A 21,921-nucleotide genomic window follows, 5' to 3' on the forward strand; every position below is an offset into this window, starting at 1 on the left:
GCAACATCACGGACACACGGCCATTTCTGAGTGTTCCAGACGTCAATAGAAGCTCACTCCCCTTTTGCACCTGATTAGTAAGTGATTAGCCGCCCGGAGTGCTCCATGCCAGATTACCGCTCGAAAACATCCACCCACGGCCGCAACATGGCCGGTGCCCGCGCACTGTGGCGCGCCACGGGGATGAAAGATGACGACTTCAAAAAGCCGATCATCGCCATTGCCAACTCCTTCACCCAGTTCGTACCGGGCCACGTGCACCTGAAGGATCTGGGCCAACTGGTCGCCCGCGAAATCGAACGCGCCGGCGGTGTAGCGAAAGAATTCAACACCATCGCCGTGGATGACGGCATCGCCATGGGCCACGACGGCATGCTCTATTCGCTGCCGAGCCGCGAAATCATCGCCGACTCCGTCGAGTACATGGTCAACGCCCACTGTGCTGACGCCATTGTCTGCATCTCCAACTGCGACAAGATCACCCCGGGCATGTTGATGGCAGCCTTGCGCCTGAACATTCCGGTGATCTTCGTTTCCGGCGGCCCGATGGAAGCCGGCAAGACCAAACTCGCTTCCCACGGCCTCGACCTCGTCGACGCCATGGTGATCGCCGCCGACGAAAGCGCGTCTGACGAGAAAGTCGCTGAGTACGAGCGCAGCGCCTGCCCGACCTGCGGTTCGTGCTCCGGCATGTTTACCGCCAACTCGATGAACTGCCTGACCGAAGCACTGGGTCTGGCACTGCCGGGCAACGGTTCGACCCTCGCCACCCACAGCGATCGCGAACAACTGTTCCTGCAGGCCGGCCGTACCATCGTCGAACTGTGCAAACGCTACTACGGCGAGAACGACGAATCGGTGCTGCCGCGCAACATCGCCAACTTCAAGGCGTTCGAGAACGCGATGATGCTCGACATCGCCATGGGCGGTTCGACCAACACCATCCTGCACTTGCTCGCTGCTGCCCAAGAGGCGGAAATCGATTTCGACCTGCGCGACATCGATCGTCTTTCGCGCACTGTTCCGCAACTGTGCAAAGTTGCGCCGAACATCCAGAAGTACCACATGGAAGACGTACACCGCGCCGGCGGCATCTTCAGCATCCTCGGTTCGCTGGCCCGTGGCGGCTTGCTGCACACCGACCTGCCGACCGTGCACAGCCGCAGCATGGAAGAAGCCATCGCCAAGTGGGACATCACCCAGACCACCGATGAAGCGGTGCATCACTTCTTCAAGGCCGGCCCTGCCGGTATCCCGACGCAGACGGCGTTCAGCCAGTCGACCCGTTGGGAAACCCTCGATGACGACCGTGAAAACGGCTGTATCCGCAGTTTCGAACACGCCTATTCGCAAGAAGGTGGCCTGGCCGTGCTGTACGGCAACATCGCGCTCGATGGCTGCGTGGTGAAAACCGCCGGTGTCGACGAATCGATCCACGTCTTCGAAGGCAACGCGAAGATCTTTGAAAGCCAGGACAGCGCCGTACGCGGCATCCTCGCTGACGAAGTGAAGGCTGGCGACATCGTCATCATTCGCTACGAAGGCCCGAAAGGCGGCCCGGGCATGCAGGAAATGCTCTACCCGACTTCGTACCTGAAATCCAAAGGCCTGGGCAAAGCCTGTGCGCTGCTCACCGACGGTCGTTTCTCCGGCGGTACTTCGGGTCTGTCCATCGGCCACGCTTCGCCAGAAGCCGCCGCCGGGGGCGCGATCGGTCTGGTGCAGGACGGCGACAAAGTGCTGATCGACATTCCGAACCGCTCGATCAACCTGTTGGTCAGCGACGAAGAACTGGCTGCACGCCGCGCCGAGCAGGACAAGAAAGGCTGGAAACCTGTGGAAGTGCGTCCGCGTAAAGTGACCACCGCCCTCAAGGCCTACGCCCTGCTGGCGACCAGTGCCGACAAGGGTGCGGTGCGTAACAAAGCGATGCTTGACGGGCTGTAAGCCTTAAGCGTCGAATAAAAGAATGCCCCGCCTGAGTGCGGGGCATTTTTGTGTCTGAGCGAAATCCCAAAGTCACAGCAGATCAAACTGTGGGAGCGAGCCTGCTCGCGAATACGGTATGTCAGAAACAGAGATGGTGACTGACACTACGCTTTCGCGAGCAGGCTCGCTCCCACATTGGATCGGTGTGGCTTACTGAATCTCTTCAGGTTTGACGATCACCCAGTTCTTGTCCGCCGTCACCGGCAACCCTTCTTTCGCCTGCGCCGCCGCGTGCTTGGCCATCATGCCGTTGATCTGCGCCATGTACTTGTCCTTGCGGTTGATCCACAAGTGAATGCCGCCCTTGGCCACGTCGACATCGTGGAACAGCATGTAACCATCGCTGGTCGGGGTATCGCCGCCAACCAGTACCGGTTTTTTCCATTCGTCGATGTAGGTGAGAATCGCCGCGTGCTTGCCGGCCATCCACGTCGCCGGCGTCCACAGGTACGGCGTCAGCTCAAGGCCGAGGTTGGCCTTCTCGTCATATTTGCCGGCGGTAATCTGCTTGCGTGCGGTGGTCAGTTCGTTGGTTTCGCGGTTCTTCAGCAGCGTGGTTACGCCAATGACGTTCTGCGGTTTGACGTTGTAGCCGTACTTCGGATCCGCCGCGACCATGCGCACCAGCTCTTCAGAGGCGGCGGTCATCACGTAGACCTCGATGCCGTTCTCCATCAGCTTGTTGTACAGCTCCTGCTGGCCGGTGAAGATCTTCGGCGGATTGACGTCGAGTTTCTTCACCACATCGCCTTCGTAATAAGTCGCCGGCACCGGCTTGCCTGAAGCCATCAGCTCATCGACGTAGCCTTTGAGTTCCTTGAGGGTGAAACCGGAGAACACCTGCGCCACCCACGGGTAGCAGACCATGTCGTCGACTTCGCAGAGGCGGTAGTAATAACTGAACAGGCTTTCCTTGTGGTCGGCGGTGTCCTTGAACGGCATCAGTTTCAGGGAAGGATCGAGTTTGTCGCGGGTGATCAGGCCCTTGTTTTCCATGAACGGCAACAACGACTCTTCGAGGTCGTAGCGGTAACTGGTGTTATCCATGTCGAACACCGCGTAGTTACCCTTGTTGGCATTGGCGGCGATCATCGCATCCAGCGCCTTGGCCTGATCGACCGGCCAGTGTTTCAGGTCAGTAGCGAACGCCTGAGTAGCCAGGCCCATGCCCACCGTCAGTGCGACAGCCAGAAATTTCGGTGCGAACTTCATAAGCCTCTTCTCCCTGATTCAAAGAGATCGACGCTAACAAATATGTGTGACAGTCCTCGTCTGTCAGCGACCGCCCGCGTCCCTATTGCGCCAGATGCATTGCCGAGAGCGACACGGGCTTATTCCAAAAACGACGGACGCCCTAAGATTTCGGTATTAAATCATTGCAAATCAAGCTGTTAGGCTTGCCGGTTCGCAGCAGCCCCGGAAGGCTGTTGGCAAAGTCTTTCTGGAGTTCTCATGAATCTACCGTTGATTCTCAACCTGCTGGTGTTCCTCGCCCTGCTCTTCGGTCTGGCGCAAACCCGCCACACCACGTGGAGTCTGGCGAAAAAAGTCCTGCTCGCACTGGCGATGGGCGTCGCGTTCGGCGTGGCCCTGCACACCCTTTACGGTGCCGGCAACCCGGTGCTGAAAGCCTCGATCGGCTGGTTCGATCTGGTCGGCAACGGCTACGTACAGTTGCTGCAAATGATCGTTATCCCGCTGGTGTTCGCCTCGATCCTCAGCGCCGTAGCACGCCTGCACAACGCCTCGTCGCTGGGCAAGATCAGCTTCCTGACCATCGGCACCCTGCTGTTCACCACCGCGATTGCGGCGCTGATCGGCATCGGCCTGACCAACCTGTTCGGCCTCACTGCCGAAGGTCTGGTCGCTGGCACTCAGGAAATGGCTCGTCTGCAAACCATTCAGACTGACTACGCCGGCAAAGTTGCCGACCTGAATGTGCCGCAACTGCTGCTGTCGTTCATCCCGCAAAACCCGTTTGCCGATCTGGCGCGGGCCAAGCCGACCTCGATCATCAGCGTGGTGATTTTCGCTGCGTTCCTGGGAGTCGCCGCACTGCAACTGCTCAAGGATGACGTCGAGAAAGGTCAGAAAGTGATCAACGCCATCGACACCCTGCAAGCCTGGGTGATGCGTCTGGTGCGGCTGGTGATGAAGCTGACCCCGTACGGCGTGCTGGCGCTGATGACCAAAGTGGTCGCCGGCTCCAACCTGCAAGACATCATCAAGCTCGGCAGTTTTGTCGTGGTGTCGTACCTCGGTCTGGGCCTGATGTTCGTCGTGCACGGCGTACTGGTGTCGGCCGCCGGGATCAACCCGCTGCGTTTCTTCCGCAAGATCTGGCCGGTGCTGACGTTCGCGTTCACCAGCCGCTCCAGCGCCGCGAGCATTCCGCTGAGCATTGAAGCGCAGACGCGTCGTCTGGGCATTCCGCAATCGGTGGCAAGTTTTGCCGCGTCGTTCGGTGCGACCATCGGCCAGAACGGCTGCGCGGGTCTGTATCCGGCGATGTTGGCGGTGATGGTTGCGCCAACCGTGGGCATCAACCCGCTGGATCCGCTGTGGATCGCGACGCTGGTGGCGATTGTGACCTTGAGTTCGGCGGGTGTGGCCGGTGTGGGTGGCGGCGCGACGTTCGCGGCGCTGATCGTGCTGCCGGCGATGGGTTTGCCGGTGTCACTGGTGGCGTTGCTGATTTCGGTTGAGCCGCTGATTGATATGGGCCGCACGGCGTTGAACGTGAGTGGTTCGATCACGGCTGGCGCGATTACCAGTCAGGTAATGCAGCAGACGGATAAAGCGTTGCTGGATGCCGATGAGCATGCGGAGTTGGCTCAGGCTTAAGTAGCGCCTGACAGACCGCTATCGCGAGCAGGCTCACTCCCACAATTGGAATGCGTTCCCCTGTAGGAGTGAGCCTGCTCGCGATGCTTTTTAAGCCTTCTCCCAAACCTCGAAGTTGTACGCAGGTTTGTCGCCCTCAGCCGGATTCGGCACATTCGACACCAGCTTCCACTGTTCAAAATCAAACTCAGGAAACCACGCATCCCCCTCCGGGCTCAACGCCACGCGAGTCAGATACAGACGATCCGCCTGCTCCAGCCCTTGCGCATACAGCTGCGCGCCGCCAATCAGCATCAGCTCATCGACGCCCTGGGCTTTCGCCCACTCTTCGGCGCGAACCACGGCAGCTTCCAGCGACGGATAAACCTCGGCACCTTCGAGCACCAGATCGGCCTGACGGCTGACCACGATGTTCAAGCGCCCCGGCAACGGTCGACCGAGCGAATCCCAGGTCTTGCGCCCCATGATGATCGGCTTGCCCAAGGTGGTGGCCTTGAAGTATTTGAAGTCCCCCGGCAGGTGCCAGGGCATGCTGTTGTCGACGCCGATCACGCGGTTTTCACCGAGGGCTGCGATCAGGCTGAGGGGGAGTGATTTAGTCATGCTGGCGAGGATACCAGAGCCGCGCTTACCCCGATAAGCGCCACAGCGGTTATGCTCAGCGCTCAATTAAGCGACGGGACGCTGCGTGACTGAACTGACTCCACTGCAAAACCTCTGGCTCACCGAAACCGTGCGCCTGCGCGAAGAACACGCAGGCCCATTGGATGATCTGGAAGCCAATCGTCTGGCCCGCACCGCCGGCGGTGATCTGCCGAGCCGCATTCAGCGCCGGGCGCTCTGGCTGGCCGAGCGCGACGGGCTGACCAATGCTCTGAAACACTGGCTGCAAGGCGCGCGTCTGGCGTTGCTGCTGATGGCGCTGCTGGCCTGCGTCACCGGGGCGGGCATGGCATTTTCTGCGCTCGGCGACGGTACGCGAGCGGTAAACATTTTCTGGGCGCTGGGCACGTTGCTCGGGGTCAATCTGATCCTGCTGCTGAGCTGGGCATTCGGCCTGCTATTCGCTGGCGAACACGCGGCAGCGCTTGGCAGATTGTGGCTGTGGCTCAGCGAGAAATTTGCCCGGGACGCCAAAGCCGCGCAATTACCCCCAGCATTACTGGTCCTGCTGCAACGCCACAAACTCAATCGCTGGGCGATTGGCTCGCTGGTCAATGGCCTGTGGTTGCTGATCATGTTCAGCGCGCTGAGCATGCTGATATTGATGATGGCCACCCGGCAATATGACTTCATCTGGGAAAGCACGCTGCTTGGCGCTGACTTCTTCGCGGCACTGACTGATGCGTTGACGGTTATTCCCCATGCGCTGGGCTGGAGTGCGCCGAGCGTGGACATGATTCGCGTAACGCTGGACACCGATTACAACCGCGTGCTGGTTCGCCAGATGTGGGCGATATGGCTGGTCGGCGCGGTGCTGATCTATGGCGTGCTCCCCCGCCTGCTGCTGATGCTGTTCTGCCGTTGGCACTGGAAACGTGGGCGTGATCGCTTGCGTCTGGAGCTGAACCTGCCCGGCTACGCGCAGCTGCGCGAACGTCTGATGCCGACCAGCGAACGCCTTGGCGTCAACGACCCGGAGCCTGCGCAGTTGCATCGCGTCGAAAGCAGCGTCGGCGAACTCGCCAGCGAAGGCGCGTTGCTGGTCGCCATCGAACTCGACGAACAACGTCCATGGCCACCCGCGCTGCCGAAAAACGTCAGTAACGCCGGCATCCTCGACAGCCGCGAATCGCGGCACAAACTCCTCGAACAACTCAGCCGTTTTCCACCGGCACGTCTGGCGATTGCCTGCGACCCACGGCGCTCGCCGGATCGCGGCAGCCTCGCCTTGATCGCCGAACTGGCGCGCAGCGCCGGGGAGACGCGCGTCTGGCTGCTGCAAGCACCGCCGGGCGACGCACTGGACGCCGAACGCCTCGGCGACTGGCACGTTGCGCTGCAACAACTGGAGTTGCCTTTTGCCGATAGCGCGCCGTTGAACTGGTTGGAGACGGGTCATGACTGATGCCTGGAAAGCGCCGCTGAAACTCGCGGTGGTCGGCCACACCAACGTCGGCAAAACCTCGCTGCTGCGCACGCTGACCCGCGACGTGGGTTTTGGCGAAGTGTCCCATCGCCCGAGCACTACCCGGCATGTCGAGGGCGCGCGGTTGTCGGTGGACGGCGAACCGTTGCTCGACCTCTACGACACGCCGGGGCTGGAAGATGCCATCGCCCTGCTGGATTTTCTCGAGCGCCTGGAACGCCCCGGCGAACGCCTCGATGGCCCGGCGCGGCTGGCGCGGTTCCTCGACGGCAGCGAGGCTCGCCAGCGCTTTGAGCAGGAGGCCAAAGTGCTGCGGCAATTGCTCGCCTCCGACGCCGGTTTATACGTGATCGATGCGCGCGAACCGGTGCTGGCCAAGTATCGCGATGAACTGGAAGTGCTCGCCAGTTGCGGCAAACCGTTGCTGCCGGTACTGAATTTCGTCAGCAGCGCCAACCATCGCGAACCGGATTGGCGCGAGGCATTGGCGCGGCTCGGGCTGCATGCGCTGGTGCGTTTCGACAGCGTCGCGCCGCCCGAGGATGGCGAGCGCCGGCTGTATGAAAGTCTCGCGTTGCTGCTGGAAAATGCTCGACCGCAATTGGAGCGGCTGATTGCCGATCAACAGGCTCAGCGCCTCGCGCGTCAGCAAAGTGCGGCGCGCTTGATTGCTGAGTTGCTGATCGACTGCGCCGCGTGCCGACGCAGTGTGGTCAGCGAGGCGGAGCAGGAGCAGCAAGCCATCAGCGAACTGCGCAAGGCTGTGCGTCAGCGCGAGCAGAAGTGTGTTGAGGCGTTGCTCAAGCTGTACGCGTTCCGACCACAGGATGCGGCGGCGAGTGATTTGCCGTTGCTCGATGGACGCTGGGGTGATGACTTGTTCAACCCGGAAACCTTGAAGCAACTCGGCGTACGCGTGGGCGGCGGTATTGCTGCTGGTGCGGCAGCGGGGGCTGGTGTGGATTTGCTGGTTGGCGGGATTACCCTCGGCGCGGCGGCACTGGCTGGGGCGATTGCTGGTGGTGCGCTGCAGACGGCGCGCAGTTATGGCAGTCGCTTGCTGGGCAAGATCAAAGGGCAGCGTGAGCTGACGGTGGATGACGGGGTGTTACGGTTGTTGGCGTTGCGTCAGCGGCAACTGGTGTTGGCGCTGGATCAGCGTGGGCATGCGGCGATGGATGCGGTTCAGGTGGCCACGCCGCAAGACAAAACCTGGCGTGAGGGCAAGTTGCCTGAAGCGCTGAGCAAGGCGCGGGCGCATCCGCAGTGGTCGTCGTTGAATCCGCAGGCGAAGTTGAATCAGGCGGAACGGCAGGAGCAGATTGAGGCGTTGGTTGATCGGGTGCTTGAGCTTTAGATCGCTACCCCCTCACCCCAGCCCTCTCCCCCAAGGGGTAGAGGGGGAAGGGAGCAGATCTCCAGGCTTTTCAAAACCTGAGTTCGGCTGGATATTTCAGGTCGATGTATCACCTGAGAGCAAATCCGTAGGCCCCCTCTCCCTCCGGGAGAGGGCTGGGGTGAGGGCGACAATCACACAGTAGACAACAATCTCGCAGCCTTACGCTTCAAAACCCCAAGATCCATCACCGGCACCGCGCGCTCCTTGGCCAACTCATCCCACTGCCGCATCCGCAGGCTGACCGCACACAACGGATCCCGCTCAAACACATCCGCCTCCACCTCGGTCATCACCCCACCCTGATACGCCAGCGTTCGCCGGCTCGCCTCACTCAGCCGATCAAAATACCCAGGCTCACGCAGTGTCAGATACCGCTTGGCTTGCACGTGATATTCCACCAGCCGCGCCATACGCTCGCTGAAACCGGCTTCACGCAAATAATCCGCGCCCAGGCGTTCATGGCTGAGCACGCCATAACCGCCCATATTCTCCGCGCCCTCGGCACACAAATGGCCGATGTCATGAAAGAACGCCGCCAACACCACTTCATCGTCAAAGCCCTCAGCCATCGCCAGTTCGGCCGCCTGAGACATATGCTCGATCTGCGACACCGGTTCACCGATGTAATCGCTGGTGCCGAAGCGCTCATACAACCCGAATACCCGCGCAACGACTTGCTCATGACCTGTCATCAAATTTCCTCCAGCAACTGCGCAACGTTGCGCTCGGCCATCGCCGGGCCGACGCTCATGCCGACGCCGGTGTGCATCAGCGCCACACTCAACCCCGCTGCCGGGCGCAGGAATGAAAATGGCCCCGCCCCCCGGGAACCATAGACGCCCTGCCAGCGCTCGACCACTTGTACTTTGCAGCCCAGCGTCTGTTCGGCCAGTTCGAGCATCCAGTTATCCACTTGCTCAGCGTTGAACGGTGAAGGGTCGCTGCCGTAATGGTGCGAGTCGCCGATGATCAATTCGCCGTACGGCGTCGGGCTGATCAACAGGTGGATGCCGTTGTCGTGCAGGTGCGGTTGTTCACGCAGGATCTGCGCCTGCACCGCCGCCGCTTCCGGCAGATCGGCAAAGGCGCCGTAGTGCACGCAGCTCAGGCCGGTGAGCAAGGCGTGTTGCAGATTCAGCTCGGTCGCAGGTTTGGCGCGGAGCATTTGCAGGCGGCAGATTTGCGGGTCGAGCGCAGCGATCGGCTCGGCGAGCAAGGTCTGATAATCGTGGCCGGAGCAGACGATGATCTGCTTGGCGGTAAAGCTGCCGGCGGTGCTGTGCAGGTGCCCCGGCTCGACGTCGCGTACCAGTGTGGAGAAGTGGAACTCGACGCCGAGGTCGCGGCGCAGGTAGTCGATCAGCGCCGGGATGGCTTCGCGCGAGTACAGCTGTTGATCGTCGATGCCGTGCAACGCGGCGCGGTGGTGGCTGAACTGGCCGTGATACAGATCGCGCAAGGCCGTGCCGCGCAGCAACTGGATGTTGTAACCGTGCTCCACGGCGCGACCGTTACAGAAGGCTTCGAGCAGATGTTCTTCGGCTTCAGTACGGGCGAACAGGTAGGAACCGTTGCGCTTGATTTGCAGACCGGCGAGTTGCGCCCAGTCGCCCCAGATCTCGCGGCTGGCCTTGGCTAGCTCAAGCATTTGGCCAGGTGGTTGGCCAGTGACCAGCGCCTGGCCGAAGTTGCGCACCGAAGCGCCGAGGGGGGTGGCAGTGCGTTCAAAAACGGCGACTTTTAGGCCGCGTTTGGCGGCAGCATAGGCGTGCGATAAGCCGAGAATGCCGGCACCGACGATGAGCAGGTCTTTGTGTTGTGTCATGAGGCTACCTCAATGATCGTTCCCACGCTCCGCGTGGGAATGCAGCCAAGGACGCTCTGCGTCCATAGTGACGCGGAGCGTCACGGGATTCATTCCCACGCGGAGCGTGGGAACGATCGGCAACGGTTACTTGGCGGCGACTTTCTCGGACTTGCCGTCATAACGCTTGCGCCACTCGGTCAGAATCTCGTCGCGATTCTTCGAGGCCCAGGCAAAGTCATTCTTGATCAGACGCTGCTCGTAATCCGCCGGCAATTCGGTCTGCGGCTTGGCGATCCCTGGCTGGGCAAGAACAGCGAAGTTCTCCTTGTACAGATCCATCGCCTCGGCACTCGCCGAGAAGTCAGCCAGTTTCTTCGCCGCTTCTTCATGCGGCGTGCCTTTGATCACGGCAGTCGCTTCGATCTCCCAACCCAGACCTTCCTTCGGCAGGATGATGTCCAGCGGCGCGCCCTGACGCTTCAGCTGTACCGCCGGGTATTCAAAGGAAATCCCGATCGGGAACTCGCCCGCCGCTGCTAACTTGCAAGGCTTGGAACCGGAGTGAACGTACTGGCCGATGTTCTGGTGCAGACCGTCCATGTAGGCCCAGCCCTGCTTCTCGCCAAAGGTTTGCAGCCAGGCGCTGACGTCGAGGAAACCGGTGCCGGACGACGCCGGGTTGGGCATGACGATCTTGCCTTTGTACTCAGGCTTGGTCAGATCCTGCCAGCTCACGGGTTTGGTCAGGCCCTGCTTCTCAGCCTCAACGGTGTTGAAGCAAATCGTCGCGGCCCAGACGTCCATGCCGACCCACGCGGGCGGGTTCGCGGCGTCGCGGTAGTTCGCGCCGATCTTGCCGAGATCCTTCGGCGCGTAGCTTTGCAGCATGCCTTGCTGGTCGAGAATCGCCAGGCTCGAAGCAGCCAGGCCCCACACCGCGTCAGCCTGTGGACGGGCCTTTTCGGCGAGCAGTTTGGCGGTGATGATCCCGGTGGAATCACGCACCCATTTGATCTCGACGTCCGGGTTGGCCTTTTCAAAGGCTTCTTTGTAGGACTTCAGTTGCTCGGCTTCGAGGGCGGTGTACACCGTCAACTCGGTTTTTGCCGCGAAGGCATTCAGGCTGAAAGTAGCGAGCACAGCTGCGGCCAGGGCCATAGGCTTGAACATGATCGTTTTCCTGTAAGTGAGTTGAATCAGTGACCGGGCGCGGTTTGCCGCCAGGCTTGAGAACGGCGCAGCAAGCCGCGCGAAGCCCACGCCAGCAGCAAGGACACGCCCGCCGAGGTGAACAGAATCAGGGTCGACATCGCCGCCGCGCCGCCGACGTTGCCGGCGTCATCCATGTTCAGCACCGCGACCGCCGCGAGGATGGTGTCGGGGCTGTAGAGGAAGATCGCCGCCGACACCGTGGTCATCGCCGAGACGAACAGGTAGCGCACGATATCGAGCAGCGCCGGTAGGCAGATCGGCACGGTGACGCGCAGGTAGTGGCGGTACAGCGGCGCTTTGAGCGACAGCGCGGCGGCTTCGAACTCGGCGTCGAGTTGGCGCAATGCGGTGGTCGCGGTCATTTGTGCGGTGGTCAGGTAGTGCGCGATGGTGCAGACGATCAACAGCGTCATCGTCCCGTAGAGCACATGCAGCGGGTTACCCGTGAGGTTGAAGAAGAAAACATAACCGAGACCAAGCACCAGCCCCGGCACCGCCATCGGCACGAAACTGAGCATGCGCAACGCGAGGTTGAGGCCGCGCTGAGTGCGGGTTTTCTCCATCAGATAAGCGCCGGTGAAGATCAACACACTGCCGATCAACGCCGTGCCCAAGGCCATTTTCAAACTGTTGCTGTAAGCCAGCCAGCCACCGCCAGCGGTTTCGTTGAACTGATAGTGGTTGAGCGACAGCGACAGGTTGTACGGCCAGAACTTCACCAGCGACGAGAACACCGCCATGCCGAACACCAGAATCAACGCCGCGCTGATCAGCAAGACAATCGCCAGGTAACAGCCGTCGCGCAGTTTCGACGGCGCCGGTTTGAACACCTGCGCACGCCCGCTCATGGAGTCGCCGTGACGCCGACGCAGCCAGGCATCAACGCCGAAGCTGAACAGCGCCGGCAGCAACAGCACCATGCCGATCAATGCGCCGCGACCGAATTGTTGTTGGCCGACCACGGCTTTGTAGGCCTCCAGCGCCAGCACTTGATAGTCGCCACCGACCACCACCGGCACACCGAAATCGGTGATGGTCAGGGTGAACACCAGACAGAACGCGGCGAACACGGCCTGCCGAGTCGCCGGCCAAGTGATACTACGAAAGGCTTTGGCTGGACTGGCGCCCATGCTCGAAGCGGCATCGAACAGCCGCGCATCGGCCAGCGACAATGCCGAGAGCAGAATCATCAGCGCATGTGGGAAGGTGTAAATCACCTCGCCCAGCACAATCCCCCAGAACCCGTAGATATTGTCCGAGAGCAATCCGCGCAACATGCCCTGGTTGCCGAACAGATAGACCAGCGCAATGCCCGGCAGCATCGACGGCGCCATCAGCGGCAGCAGGGAAATCCCGCGCCAGATGCCCTTGGCCGGAATCAGCGTGCGTTGCAGCGCATAGGCAAACAGGTAAGCCAGCGGTACGACGATGGCCGCGACACTGAGGGAAACTTTCAGGCTGTTGCCGAGCAGCCAGTGGAAATTCTCGCTGGTCACCAGCTCCTTCGCCGCGACCCAGCCACCGCCCTGCCCGGCTTCACTGCTGAAGCCACGCCAGAAGATCGCCAGCAACGGCAGCAATACCGCAACACCGAGCAACACCAGCAAAAGGACTTTGCCACCGACGACAAAAATGCGATCGCCGATCTCGGCTTTCGAAGACTGTCGCACCTGCTTGTGCGGTAGCGGCAGCGCGAGATTGCTGTTCATCAGGCAAACACCTGCAGGCTGCGCGGCGGCAAGGCGACCATGATCTGCTGGGCGCCGAGGCGCGGCATGGCTTCCGGGGCGAGTTCGGCGAGCAGTGCGTGGCCCGGCAGTTGATCGAGTTCGAAACTCATGCGGCAGCGGTTGCCGAGGAAGGTGATCTCGCGGACTTTGGCCGGGAACAGGTTTTCTTCGTGTACCAGCGGATTGACGTTGATCGCTTCCGGACGGCAGAACAAACGGCCGGAGGCGCGCTGAACGCTGCCGTCACTGAGGCGCAGGTTCATTCCGCCAACCTGCGCGTGAGTGTCGCTGCTGCGCTGGAACGGCAGCCAGTTGCCCTGGCCGACGAACTCGGCCACGAACGGCGTGGCCGGGCGGTTGTAGATTTCCTGCGGGGTGGCGTACTGCTCGACGCGGCCATTGTTCATCACGGCGATGCGGTCGGCCATGAGCATGGCTTCGTCCTGATTGTGCGTGACCATCAGGGTGGTGATGCCGAGGTTGCGTTGCAGCTGGCGCAGCTCGGTACACAGATGCTCGCGGACGCGGGCGTCGAGGGCCGACATCGGTTCATCAAGCAACAACAGCGACGGTGCCGGCGCCAGCGCGCGGGCCAGCGCTACACGTTGCTGTTGGCCGCCGGACAATTGGCCGGGGTACTTTTTCTCGCTGCCGGAGAGGCCAACCAGTTCGAGCATTTGCCCGACACGGCGACGTACTTCGTCGCGACCGCTGCCGGCGAGGCCGTAGGCAATGTTCGCTTCGACCGTCAGATTGGGGAACAGCGCGTAGGACTGGAACAGAATCCCGTAATCACGGGCTTGCGGGGCGAGGTGCGAGACGTCGCGCTCGCCGAGGTACAGCTCGCCGCTGTCCTGTTTTTCCAGACCGGCGATGCAGCGCAGCAACGTGGTCTTGCCGCAGCCCGACGGGCCAAGCAGGCACACCAGTTCACCGGCGGCGACGTCGAGGGAGACGTTATCCAGTGCGGTGAACGCGCCGAAGCGTTTCTGCACGCCGCGCACTTTCATCGGCGCACCGGGGTTGGTCAGGGCAGTTGCGATGGCAGGATTCATGGACAGACCTCATCAAGCAGATGGGGCCAATCCTAGAGTTGTAATGCGTCCGTCATGTGGCAACGAGGCAAAAACGGCCGATAGTGGTATTCGGGGATTTTGGTTCACCAGAGATCGTTCCCACGCTCTGCGTGGGAATGCCTCATCGGACGCTCCGCGTTCGGCTGTTGGGACGCAGAGCGTCCCGGGCTGCATTCCCACGCGGAGCGTGGGAACGATCATTACGCGGGGGACATTTCCTGGGCCAAACCGAGAAACGCCGCCGGCAACCGCGCGCCCTTGCGCTCTTTCAGGCAATAAAGGTATTCGGGAATCTGCGGCGCATTCTCGATCGTCAGCACGCGTAACTGCGGATCATGCGGCACTTCCTGCCGGGCAATGATGCTGATGCCGATATTGCGCAACACCGCCTCACGAATCGACTCACGGCTGCCAATCTCCAGCAGCGGCCCGAAACTCACCCCGGCACTGGCGAGCAACTCTTCAGTCAACCGCCGCGTGGTCGAACCGGATTCACGCATCAACAACGTATGTCCGGCCAGTGCGCTCAACGCCACATGCTCCTGCGCCGCCAGCGGATGATTGCGATGCACCGCCAGTACCAGCGGATCAGTGCCAAGCACCCGGCGAATCAACCGCGCGTCATCGAGCAATTGCGACGACGCAGCGATGTCCACCCGGTAATCCTCCAGCGCTTCGAGCACCTGCTGCGAATTACCGATTTCCACCGATACTTCCACTTGCGGCAAGCGCTCGCGAAAGGTCTTCACCAGATCGAGGATGTAATACGGCGCCGTCGCCGCGATGCGCAATGTGCCCTGCACCTGACCGCTGTTGCGCAGGAAGAACTCGATGTCCGCCTCTTGCTGCAACAGCGTCTTGACCATCGGCAGCAACCGCGCGCCTTCATCACTGACGCTTAACCGCCGACCGCCACGGTAGAACAGCTCCACCGAATACTGACTTTCCAGATTGCGAATCTGCGTGGTCACGGTCGGTTGGCTGAGGCCGAGTTTTTTCGCCGCCAGCGTGATGCTGCCCAGGCGGGCGACCATGTAAAACGCTTTCAGCTCGGCACTCAGCACAACCTTTCCTCATCTATTTGCGCAGCAGGCGCAAACCGTTGAACACCACCAGCAGGCTCACGCCCATGTCGGCGAACACCGCCATCCACATGGTGGCGAGCCCAGCGAAGGTTACCGCAAGAAAGATAGCTTTGATCACCAGGGCCAGCGCGATGTTCTGTTTCAGGATGCTCGCGGTGTTGCGCGACAGGCTGATGAACGCCGGGATCTTGCGCAGATCATCGTCCATCAGGGCGACATCGGCGGTTTCGATCGCGGTGTCGGTGCCGGCAGCGGCCATGGCAAAACCGATCTCGGCGCGGGCCAGTGCCGGCGCGTCGTTGATGCCGTCACCGACCATGCCGACCCGCCGGCCCTGTGCATAAAGGTCTTCGATGGCTTGCAGTTTGTCGGTCGGCAGCAAGTCGCCACGCGCTTCGTCGATGCCAACCTGTGCGGCAATCGCCTGGGCGGTGTGGACGTTGTCGCCGGTGAGCATCAGGGTTTTCACCCCGAGTTCGTGGAGCTGACGGATTGCTTCGCGACTGGTTTCCTTGACGGTATCCGCCACCGCGAACAGTGCCAGCGGGCCGGAATTGTCGAGCAGCAGCACCACGGATTTGCCCTGTTTCTCCAGCGCGAAGAGTTTCTCTTCCAGTGCCGGCGAGCACAGGCCCAACTCTTCGACCAAGCGATGGTTGCCCAAGTGGTAGGTCTGGCCGTTGATCTCGCCTTTGACGCCACGCCCGCCCAACGCTTCGAAGTTATCCACAATCAGCGCTGCGAAGTTTTTATCCACAGCGGCGTTGGCGATGGCCAGCGACACCGGGTGATCGGAGCGTCCGGCCAACGCAGCAGCGATAGCCGGCGCGGAGGCATCGGCGGTTGGGTCCAGCGACAGGTAATCGGTCTGCACCGGTTTGCCGTGAGTGATCGTGCCGGTTTTATCCAGCGCCAGATAATCGAGCTTGAAACCGCCCTCGAGGTACACGCCGCCCTTGACCAGAATGCCTTTGCGCGCCGCTGCCGCGAGGCCGCTGACGATGGTCACCGGAGTCGAAATCACCAGTGCACACGGGCACGCGACCACCAACAGCACCAGCGCGCGGTAGATCCAGTCGAACCACACAGCGCCCATGAACAGCGGCGGAATGATCGCCACGGCCAAGGCAAACACGAACACCACGGGCGTGTAGATTTTCGAGAACTGATCGACGAAGCGCTGGGTCGGCGCGCGCGCACCTTGAGCCTGTTCAACGGCATGGATGATGCGCGCCAGGGTCGAGTTATTCGCTGCGGCGGTCACCGTGTATTCCAGCGAACCGGCCTGGTTGATGGTGCCGGCGAAGACTTTGTCGCCGACGGTTTTTTCTACCGGCAGGCTTTCCCCAGTGATCGGCGCCTGGTCGATGGTCGAACTGCCGCTGGCCACTTCGCCGTCCAGCGCGATGCGCTCGCCCGGCTTCACCCGTACGCGGGCGCCGAGTTCGACGCTTTTTACGTCCTGCTCAATCCACGAACCGTCAGCCTGCAACACCGTGGCTTGCTCCGGCGTCATCTGCATCAGGCCGCTGATCGCGTTGCGCGCACGGTCCAGCGAGCGCGCTTCGATCAGCTCGGCGACGGTGAACAGGAACATCACCATCGCCGCTTCCGGCCACTGGCCGATGAGGATCGCACCGGTGACGGCGATGCTCATCAGCGCGTTGATGTTGAGGTTGCGGTTCTTCAGGGCGATCCAGCCCTTTTTATAGGTGGTCAGGCCACCGCTGAGGATCGACACCAGCGCGATGATCGCCACCACCCAGGTCGGAGCGGCATTGGTGAAGTGAATGACTTCAGCGGCGAGCGCGCCGACACCGGACAGCGCCAGCGGCCACCAGTGTTTTTTCACCGGCGCTGGGGCTGGCGCTTCGACGCCTGCCTCCAACGGCTCGGCGTGCATGCCGAGGGACTTGATCGCCTCGGTGATCGGCTCGGTACCCGGCAGATTGTGAGTCACGCCAAGTACGCGGTTGATCAGGTTGAATTCCAGTTGCTGCACGCCGGCGAGTTTGCCGAGCTTGTTCTGGATCAGCGTCTGCTCGGTCGGGCAGTCCATCGCCTCGATACGGAAACTGCTCAGCCGCGCGTCGGCGCTGGTTTTCTCGCTCAGTTGCACCAGCGCAGGCGCGGCGGCTTTCGATGAGCAGCAGGAATCTTCGTGCGCATGAACCGGTGCCGGCGCAGCGACTTTCGATCCGCAGCAAGAATCGCCACCCTGTGAATGTTTATGCACAGGCTGCAATTTATGACTGTGATCGTGGCCGTCGCCGGGCTTGTGGGTGTGCTGGGAATCGCTCATTGGTCGCGTCCATGAAGGTGCCTGTTGCCAAGTAAAGACCCTGTAGCCACTATAGGGTCAAGCACCCTTTTGGAGATTGCCGTCATGAAGATCGGAGAACTGGCCAAACTCACCGACTGCGCCGTGGAAACCATCCGCTACTACGAGCGCGAAAACCTCCTGCCGGAGCCGGCCCGCAGCGACGGCAACTACCGCGTCTACACCCAGGCGCACGCCGAACGCCTGACCTTCATCCGCAACTGCCGCACCCTCGACATGACCCTCGAAGAAATCCGTAGCCTGCTGACTTTGCGCGATAGCCCGCAGGATCAGTGCGAAAGCGTCAATGCATTGATCGACGAGCATATTCAGCATGTGAAGGCGCGGATTGATGGCTTGTTGGCGTTGCAGACACAACTGCTCGACCTGCGCCAACGCTGTGGCGAAGGGCCGATGGCCGATCAGTGCGGAATTTTGCAGCGGCTGGAAGTGAGTGGCGGGGTTGTCGCGACGGAAGTGGAGCACTCCCATGTAGGCCGCAGCCACGGCCATTAAGACTCACGCAAAACCAAATGTGGGAGCGAGCCTGCTCGCGAAAGCGGCGTATCAGTCGACATCTCTATGACTGACGTGCCCTCTTCGCGAGCAGGCTCGCTCCCACAGGGGTTTGGTGCAATGGCTTAGACCGCCATCGGCGCGGTCATCGGCGCATGGTGCTCATAACCTTCCAGCGAGAAATCGCTCGGCTCGACCAGCTCCAGCCATTCCGGCTGGTACACGCCAGTCTTGGCAAACTCCGGCACACGATCCGAAATTTTCAGCTTCGGCATGGCAAACGGCTCGCGCTTGAGCTGTTCGTTGAGCATGTCCAGATGGTTCTCGTAGACGTGCGCATCACCGATGAAATAGGTGAACCAACGCGGCGTGTAGCCGGTCAGGCGACCGATCAGGCTCAGCAGCGCGGCGCCTTCGGTGAGGTTGAACGGCGTGCCCAGACCCAGATCGTTGGAGCGGATGTAGAGGGTCAGAGAAATCTCTTTGGTCTCGACATTCGGGTGGAACTGGTACAGCAGATGGCACGGCGGCAGGGCCATTTCATCCAGCTGAGCAACGTTCCAGCCGTGGAACAGAATACGGCGGCTACCCGGATCGTTGATGATCGTGTCGACGCACTGGCGCACCTGGTCGATGGCTTTGTACAGCACCACATAGGCCTGGCCGTCTTCTTCGCCCTGAGCAATCTGCTTGTAGCCGTTGCTCAAGGTTTGTTCGATGGCCGCAGTGTTGCTCAGCGGGATCTGCTTGTACGCCGGCCATTTACGCCATTGCACGCCGTAGATTTCGCCGAGGTCGTCGTCGCCCTGACGGAACGGGTTGGCCAGCCACTGCGCGTTTTCGTTGGCGTTCTGGTCCCAGACCTTGCAGCCCAGCGCACGGAATTCAGCGGCGTTGTTCACGCCACGGAGAAAACCGCACATCTCGCCGATGGCCGATTTGAAGGCCATTTTGCGCGTGGTGATCGCCGGAAAACCTTCCTGCAGATCGAAACGCAGCATCGCACCCGGGAAACTGATGGTGTTGATGCCGGTGCGGTTGGCCTGTTTGCTGCCGTTCTGAATGACGTGCGAGACCAGTTCGAGATATTGCTTCATGAGTTACCTGTGTCCTTTGAGCCCCGGCGTCGCGCGCCGGGGTTCGTAGTTTAAGCCGTCGGCGCGAGCGGTGCTGCCGGTGCGCGACGATAGGCCAGCCAGATCAGGAACAGCCCGCCGACGATCATCGGCACGCAGAGTACCTGGCCCATGGTCAGCCAGTTCCAGGCCAGATAGCCCAGCTGCGCATCCGGTACGCGGACGAATTCGACGATGAAACGGAAGATGCCGTAGAACAGCGCGAACATGCCCGATACGGCCATGGTCGGACGCGGTTTGCGCGAGAAAATCCACAGAATCAGGAACAGCGCCACGCCTTCGAGCGCGAACTGATAGAGCTGCGACGGGTGACGCGGCAGTTGCGCCGGATCGCTGAATGGCGGGAAGACCATGGCCCATGGCACGTCGGTGGCTTTGCCCCACAATTCGGCGTTGATGAAGTTACCGATGCGCCCGGCGCCCAGACCGATCGGCACCATTGGTGCGACGAAGTCCATCAACTGGAAGAACGACTTGCCGTTGCGCTTGCCAAACCACAACGCGGCCAGCATTACGCCGATGAAACCGCCGTGGAACGACATGCCGCCCTTCCACACTTCGAAAATCAGCGTCGGGTTGGCCAGGTAAGCGCTCAGATCGTAGAACAGCACATAGCCCAGGCGCCCGCCGACGATCACGCCCATCGACATCCAGAAGACCATGTCGGAGAGTTTCTCCTTGGTCCAGGTCGGGTCGAAACGGTTGAGCCGGCGCGACGCCAGCAGCCACGCACCGCCGATGCCGATCAGGTACATCAGACCGTACCAGTGGATTTTCAGCGGACCGATGGCCAGGGCCACCGGGTCGATCTGCGGGTAAGGCAGCATTGCGACTCCTCGTTAGAGTTGAAACCAAAATTCCCGGGCGACGCTGCCACCTCAGGATTAAGCCAGGATTGCGACGCGATTAAAGCAGGAAGCTCACACCCACGCTGAACAGCAAAGCGGCGAACAGCCGTTTCAGCAAGCGTGGCGACAACCGATGCGCCAAACGCGCGCCGATGCGGGCGAAAACCATACTGGTCAGGGCAATGCCCAACAACGCCGGCAAATACACAAAACCGAGACTATGCGGCGGCAACAACGGATCGTGCCAGCCCAGAATCATGAAACTTAATGCACTGACCAAGGCAATCGGCAGACCGCAGGCCGATGACGTTGCCACCGCTTGCTGCATCGGCACGCTGCGCCAGGTCAGGAACGGCACGGTCAACGAGCCGCCACCGACACCAAAAATCGCCGAGGCCCAACCGATGATGCTGCCGGCCACGGTCAGACCGAGTTTACCCGGCACCGTTCGGCTGGCCTTGGGTTTGATGTCCAGCGCCAGTTGCACCGAGATGATCAAGGCAAACACGCCGATGATCTTTTGCAGATGCGGGCCGGAAATCGCTTCAGCGGTCAGCGCACCGAAACCTGCACCGAGCAGAATGCCGACGGCCATCCACATGAAGATCGGCCAGCGCACCGCGCCTCGTCGATGATGCTCACGCACGGCGTTGACCGAGGTGAAGATGATCGTCGCCAGCGACGTGCCGACCGCCAGATGGGTGAGAATCGACTGATCAAAGCCCTGCAAGGTGAAACTGAACACCAGCACCGGGACGATGATGATCCCGCCGCCGACGCCAAACAGTCCGGCCAGCACGCCCGCACAGGCGCCCAGCGCCAGATAGAGCAGAAATTCCATGACCGTCTCCCCAGACCGCATCCCCAAAACCGGAGCGGCATGGTAACGGATGCACACCCTTTGGCTCCACTGGCGATGGATGCACGGACGCCGGATGCGTACAGTGGACAAAAAACACACAAGGACCACCTTATGTGCCTGATTGTTTTCGCCTGGCGCCCGGGCGATGCCCAGCCGCTGATCGTCGCGGCCAACCGTGACGAGTTCTACGCCCGGCCGAGCCTGCCCTTGGCGCAGTGGCCGGAGGCGCCGCATGTGCATGCCGGGCGTGATCTTGAGGCCGGCGGCACCTGGCTGGGGATTGGCGCCAACGGCCGCTTTGCTGCGTTGACCAATATTCGCGATCCGCAGCAGGCGCCAGCGCGCAAGTCACGAGGGGAACTGGTGGCGCGGTTTCTGACCGGCGATGCGTCGATTGATGATTATTTGAGCGATGTGGTCGGGCGTTCGGCGGAATATGCCGGGTTTAATCTGTTGCTCGGCAACAGTCATGAGCTTTGGCACTTCAATGCGCGGTTGTCGGAACCGGTGATGCTGGAATCGGGCGTCTATGGGTTATCCAATGCCGGGCTGGATACGCCGTGGCCGAAGTTGCTCAAGGCCAAGGCTGGGTTGAGTGCGGTGCTGGATGATCCGCAACCGCAGAACTTGCTCGATTTGCTAAGCGATGCCCAGACCGCGCCGGAAGCTGAATTGCCGGATACCGGGGTGGGTCTGGCCACTGAAACATTGCTGTCGAGTGTGTTTATTGCCAGTCAGAGTTACGGGACGCGGGCGAGTACGGCGCTGGTGGTGCAGGCGGATGGGTCGCGGCGGATGGTCGAGCGGAGTTTTGGGCCGTATGGCGGGCATTTGGGCGAGGTGGAGATAAAAGCTTAAAAGCCGACCCTCACCCCAGCCCTCTCCCAAAGGGAGAGGGGGCCGACCGAGGTGTCTTGAGCCATACATCGACCTGAAAGACCGAGTCGATTATGGATTCAACACAGCACCTTCTTGTCCGTGTGAGTCGATTATGGATTCAACACAGCA

Annotated in this window: 18 protein-coding genes; 6 read left to right on the forward strand and 12 right to left on the reverse strand. The window is 61.2% G+C overall.

Annotated features, from left to right (window positions below; translation table 11 throughout):
* The first annotated feature begins 105 nt into the window (after window positions 1–105).
* Window positions 106–1,947, forward strand: coding sequence for a dihydroxy-acid dehydratase (ilvD, locus tag CCX46_RS28840; protein WP_077574927.1), 1,842 nt, complete (start codon window positions 106–108; stop codon window positions 1,945–1,947).
* A 192-nt stretch (window positions 1,948–2,139) separates the two neighbouring features.
* On the opposite strand, the gene CCX46_RS28845 is transcribed toward ilvD, so the two are convergent.
* Window positions 2,140–3,201, reverse strand: a complete 1,062-nt coding sequence (locus tag CCX46_RS28845; protein WP_127930137.1) for a haloacid dehalogenase-like hydrolase — start codon at window positions 3,199–3,201, stop codon at window positions 2,140–2,142.
* A gap of 240 nt (window positions 3,202–3,441) precedes the next feature.
* On the opposite strand from CCX46_RS28845, the gene CCX46_RS28850 reads away from it, so the two are divergent.
* Window positions 3,442–4,833 (forward strand): L-cystine transporter, encoded by a 1,392-nt coding sequence (locus tag CCX46_RS28850; RefSeq protein ID WP_127930138.1) that lies wholly within the window; start codon window positions 3,442–3,444, stop codon window positions 4,831–4,833.
* Between the two features lie 90 nt (window positions 4,834–4,923).
* Here CCX46_RS28850 and CCX46_RS28855 read toward each other — a convergent pair whose 3' ends face one another.
* Window positions 4,924–5,436 carry a dihydrofolate reductase gene (locus CCX46_RS28855; RefSeq protein WP_127930139.1) on the reverse strand — a complete coding sequence of 171 codons (513 nt, stop codon included), beginning with the start codon at window positions 5,434–5,436 and terminating at the stop codon, window positions 4,924–4,926.
* Window positions 5,437–5,521: 85 nt separating this feature from the next.
* Between CCX46_RS28855 and CCX46_RS28860 the strand changes: the two genes are divergently transcribed.
* Both CCX46_RS28860 and CCX46_RS28865 read left to right on the forward strand, forming a co-directional pair.
* Window positions 5,522–6,901 carry a DUF2868 domain-containing protein gene (locus tag CCX46_RS28860; RefSeq protein ID WP_127930140.1) on the forward strand — a complete coding sequence of 460 codons (1,380 nt, stop codon included), beginning with the start codon at window positions 5,522–5,524 and terminating at the stop codon, window positions 6,899–6,901.
* Window positions 6,894–8,279, forward strand: a complete 1,386-nt coding sequence (locus tag CCX46_RS28865; protein WP_093429806.1) for a GTPase/DUF3482 domain-containing protein — start codon at window positions 6,894–6,896, stop codon at window positions 8,277–8,279. Before CCX46_RS28860 ends, CCX46_RS28865 begins: the two co-directional genes overlap by 8 nt.
* Window positions 8,280–8,452: 173 nt before the next feature.
* Here CCX46_RS28865 and CCX46_RS28870 read toward each other — a convergent pair whose 3' ends face one another.
* The 7 genes from CCX46_RS28870 to CCX46_RS28900 form a co-directional block, all read right to left on the reverse strand.
* Window positions 8,453–9,013: a phosphonate degradation HD-domain oxygenase gene (locus CCX46_RS28870; protein ID WP_127930141.1), complete on the reverse strand. Its 561-nt coding sequence runs from the start codon at window positions 9,011–9,013 to the stop codon at window positions 8,453–8,455.
* Window positions 9,013–10,146, reverse strand: coding sequence for a TIGR03364 family FAD-dependent oxidoreductase (locus CCX46_RS28875; RefSeq protein WP_127930142.1), 1,134 nt, complete (start codon window positions 10,144–10,146; stop codon window positions 9,013–9,015). The genes CCX46_RS28870 and CCX46_RS28875 overlap by 1 nt, the downstream gene beginning before the upstream one ends.
* A 126-nt stretch (window positions 10,147–10,272) precedes the next feature.
* Window positions 10,273–11,298 carry a putative 2-aminoethylphosphonate ABC transporter substrate-binding protein gene (locus CCX46_RS28880; RefSeq protein ID WP_007912988.1) on the reverse strand — a complete coding sequence of 342 codons (1,026 nt, stop codon included), beginning with the start codon at window positions 11,296–11,298 and terminating at the stop codon, window positions 10,273–10,275.
* Window positions 11,299–11,324: 26 nt separating this feature from the next.
* The gene (locus CCX46_RS28885; RefSeq protein WP_127930143.1) at window positions 11,325–13,049 is read right to left on the reverse strand and encodes a putative 2-aminoethylphosphonate ABC transporter permease subunit; all 1,725 of its coding nucleotides are present in this window, start codon (window positions 13,047–13,049) and stop codon (window positions 11,325–11,327) included.
* Window positions 13,049–14,125, reverse strand: a complete 1,077-nt coding sequence (locus CCX46_RS28890; RefSeq protein ID WP_127930144.1) for a putative 2-aminoethylphosphonate ABC transporter ATP-binding protein — start codon at window positions 14,123–14,125, stop codon at window positions 13,049–13,051. The genes CCX46_RS28885 and CCX46_RS28890 overlap by 1 nt, the downstream gene beginning before the upstream one ends.
* A 221-nt stretch (window positions 14,126–14,346) precedes the next feature.
* The gene (locus CCX46_RS28895) at window positions 14,347–15,210 is read right to left on the reverse strand and encodes a LysR family transcriptional regulator (RefSeq protein ID WP_064116303.1); all 864 of its coding nucleotides are present in this window, start codon (window positions 15,208–15,210) and stop codon (window positions 14,347–14,349) included.
* A 13-nt stretch (window positions 15,211–15,223) separates the two neighbouring features.
* Window positions 15,224–17,533, reverse strand: coding sequence for a heavy metal translocating P-type ATPase (locus CCX46_RS28900; protein ID WP_127930145.1), 2,310 nt, complete (start codon window positions 17,531–17,533; stop codon window positions 15,224–15,226).
* 84 nt (window positions 17,534–17,617) lie between these two features.
* Between CCX46_RS28900 and cadR the strand changes: the two genes are divergently transcribed.
* Complete coding sequence (gene cadR, locus CCX46_RS28905; protein WP_034153703.1) at window positions 17,618–18,067, forward strand: Cd(II)/Pb(II)-responsive transcriptional regulator; 450 nt, start codon at window positions 17,618–17,620, stop codon at window positions 18,065–18,067.
* A 125-nt stretch (window positions 18,068–18,192) separates the two neighbouring features.
* Here the strand turns inward: cadR and CCX46_RS28910 are convergent, their stop codons facing one another.
* The 3 genes from CCX46_RS28910 to CCX46_RS28920 all read right to left on the reverse strand — a co-directional run bounded on the left by CCX46_RS28910 (window position 18,193) and on the right by CCX46_RS28920 (window position 20,892).
* Window positions 18,193–19,164, reverse strand: a complete 972-nt coding sequence (locus CCX46_RS28910) for a thymidylate synthase (RefSeq protein WP_127930146.1) — start codon at window positions 19,162–19,164, stop codon at window positions 18,193–18,195.
* 50 nt (window positions 19,165–19,214) lie between these two features.
* Window positions 19,215–20,030 carry a prolipoprotein diacylglyceryl transferase gene (gene lgt / locus CCX46_RS28915; RefSeq protein WP_007913003.1) on the reverse strand — a complete coding sequence of 272 codons (816 nt, stop codon included), beginning with the start codon at window positions 20,028–20,030 and terminating at the stop codon, window positions 19,215–19,217.
* A 79-nt stretch (window positions 20,031–20,109) separates the two neighbouring features.
* A complete protein-coding gene (locus CCX46_RS28920; protein WP_034153705.1) occupies window positions 20,110–20,892 on the reverse strand; it encodes a sulfite exporter TauE/SafE family protein in 783 nt (260 codons plus the stop codon).
* A 132-nt stretch (window positions 20,893–21,024) separates the two neighbouring features.
* Between CCX46_RS28920 and CCX46_RS28925 the strand changes: the two genes are divergently transcribed.
* Window positions 21,025–21,771 carry an NRDE family protein gene (locus CCX46_RS28925; protein WP_127930147.1) on the forward strand — a complete coding sequence of 249 codons (747 nt, stop codon included), beginning with the start codon at window positions 21,025–21,027 and terminating at the stop codon, window positions 21,769–21,771.
* The last annotated feature ends 150 nt before the right edge of the window (window positions 21,772–21,921 follow it).

It is taken from the genome of Pseudomonas sp. RU47 (genome assembly GCF_004011755.1).
Classification (GTDB): domain Bacteria; phylum Pseudomonadota; class Gammaproteobacteria; order Pseudomonadales; family Pseudomonadaceae; genus Aquipseudomonas.

Bases quoted from the DNA above. Each gene is read 5' to 3' on its own strand.
- ilvD (WP_077574927.1), top strand. From the start codon at position 106: ATGCCAGATTACCGCTCGAAAACATCCACCCACGGCCGCAACATGGCC.
- CCX46_RS28845 (WP_127930137.1), bottom strand. From the start codon at position 3,201: ATGAAGTTCGCACCGAAATTTCTGGCTGTCGCACTGACGGTGGGCATG.
- CCX46_RS28850 (WP_127930138.1), top strand. From the start codon at position 3,442: ATGAATCTACCGTTGATTCTCAACCTGCTGGTGTTCCTCGCCCTGCTC.
- CCX46_RS28855 (WP_127930139.1), bottom strand. From the start codon at position 5,436: ATGACTAAATCACTCCCCCTCAGCCTGATCGCAGCCCTCGGTGAAAAC.
- CCX46_RS28865 (WP_093429806.1), top strand. From the start codon at position 6,894: ATGACTGATGCCTGGAAAGCGCCGCTGAAACTCGCGGTGGTCGGCCAC.
- CCX46_RS28870 (WP_127930141.1), bottom strand. From the start codon at position 9,013: ATGACAGGTCATGAGCAAGTCGTTGCGCGGGTATTCGGGTTGTATGAG.
- CCX46_RS28875 (WP_127930142.1), bottom strand. From the start codon at position 10,146: ATGACACAACACAAAGACCTGCTCATCGTCGGTGCCGGCATTCTCGGC.
- CCX46_RS28880 (WP_007912988.1), bottom strand. From the start codon at position 11,298: ATGTTCAAGCCTATGGCCCTGGCCGCAGCTGTGCTCGCTACTTTCAGC.
- CCX46_RS28885 (WP_127930143.1), bottom strand. From the start codon at position 13,049: ATGAACAGCAATCTCGCGCTGCCGCTACCGCACAAGCAGGTGCGACAG.
- CCX46_RS28890 (WP_127930144.1), bottom strand. From the start codon at position 14,125: ATGAATCCTGCCATCGCAACTGCCCTGACCAACCCCGGTGCGCCGATG.
- CCX46_RS28900 (WP_127930145.1), bottom strand. From the start codon at position 17,533: ATGAGCGATTCCCAGCACACCCACAAGCCCGGCGACGGCCACGATCAC.
- cadR (WP_034153703.1), top strand. From the start codon at position 17,618: ATGAAGATCGGAGAACTGGCCAAACTCACCGACTGCGCCGTGGAAACC.
- CCX46_RS28910 (WP_127930146.1), bottom strand. From the start codon at position 19,164: ATGAAGCAATATCTCGAACTGGTCTCGCACGTCATTCAGAACGGCAGC.
- lgt (WP_007913003.1), bottom strand. From the start codon at position 20,030: ATGCTGCCTTACCCGCAGATCGACCCGGTGGCCCTGGCCATCGGTCCG.
- CCX46_RS28920 (WP_034153705.1), bottom strand. From the start codon at position 20,892: ATGGAATTTCTGCTCTATCTGGCGCTGGGCGCCTGTGCGGGCGTGCTG.
- CCX46_RS28925 (WP_127930147.1), top strand. From the start codon at position 21,025: ATGTGCCTGATTGTTTTCGCCTGGCGCCCGGGCGATGCCCAGCCGCTG.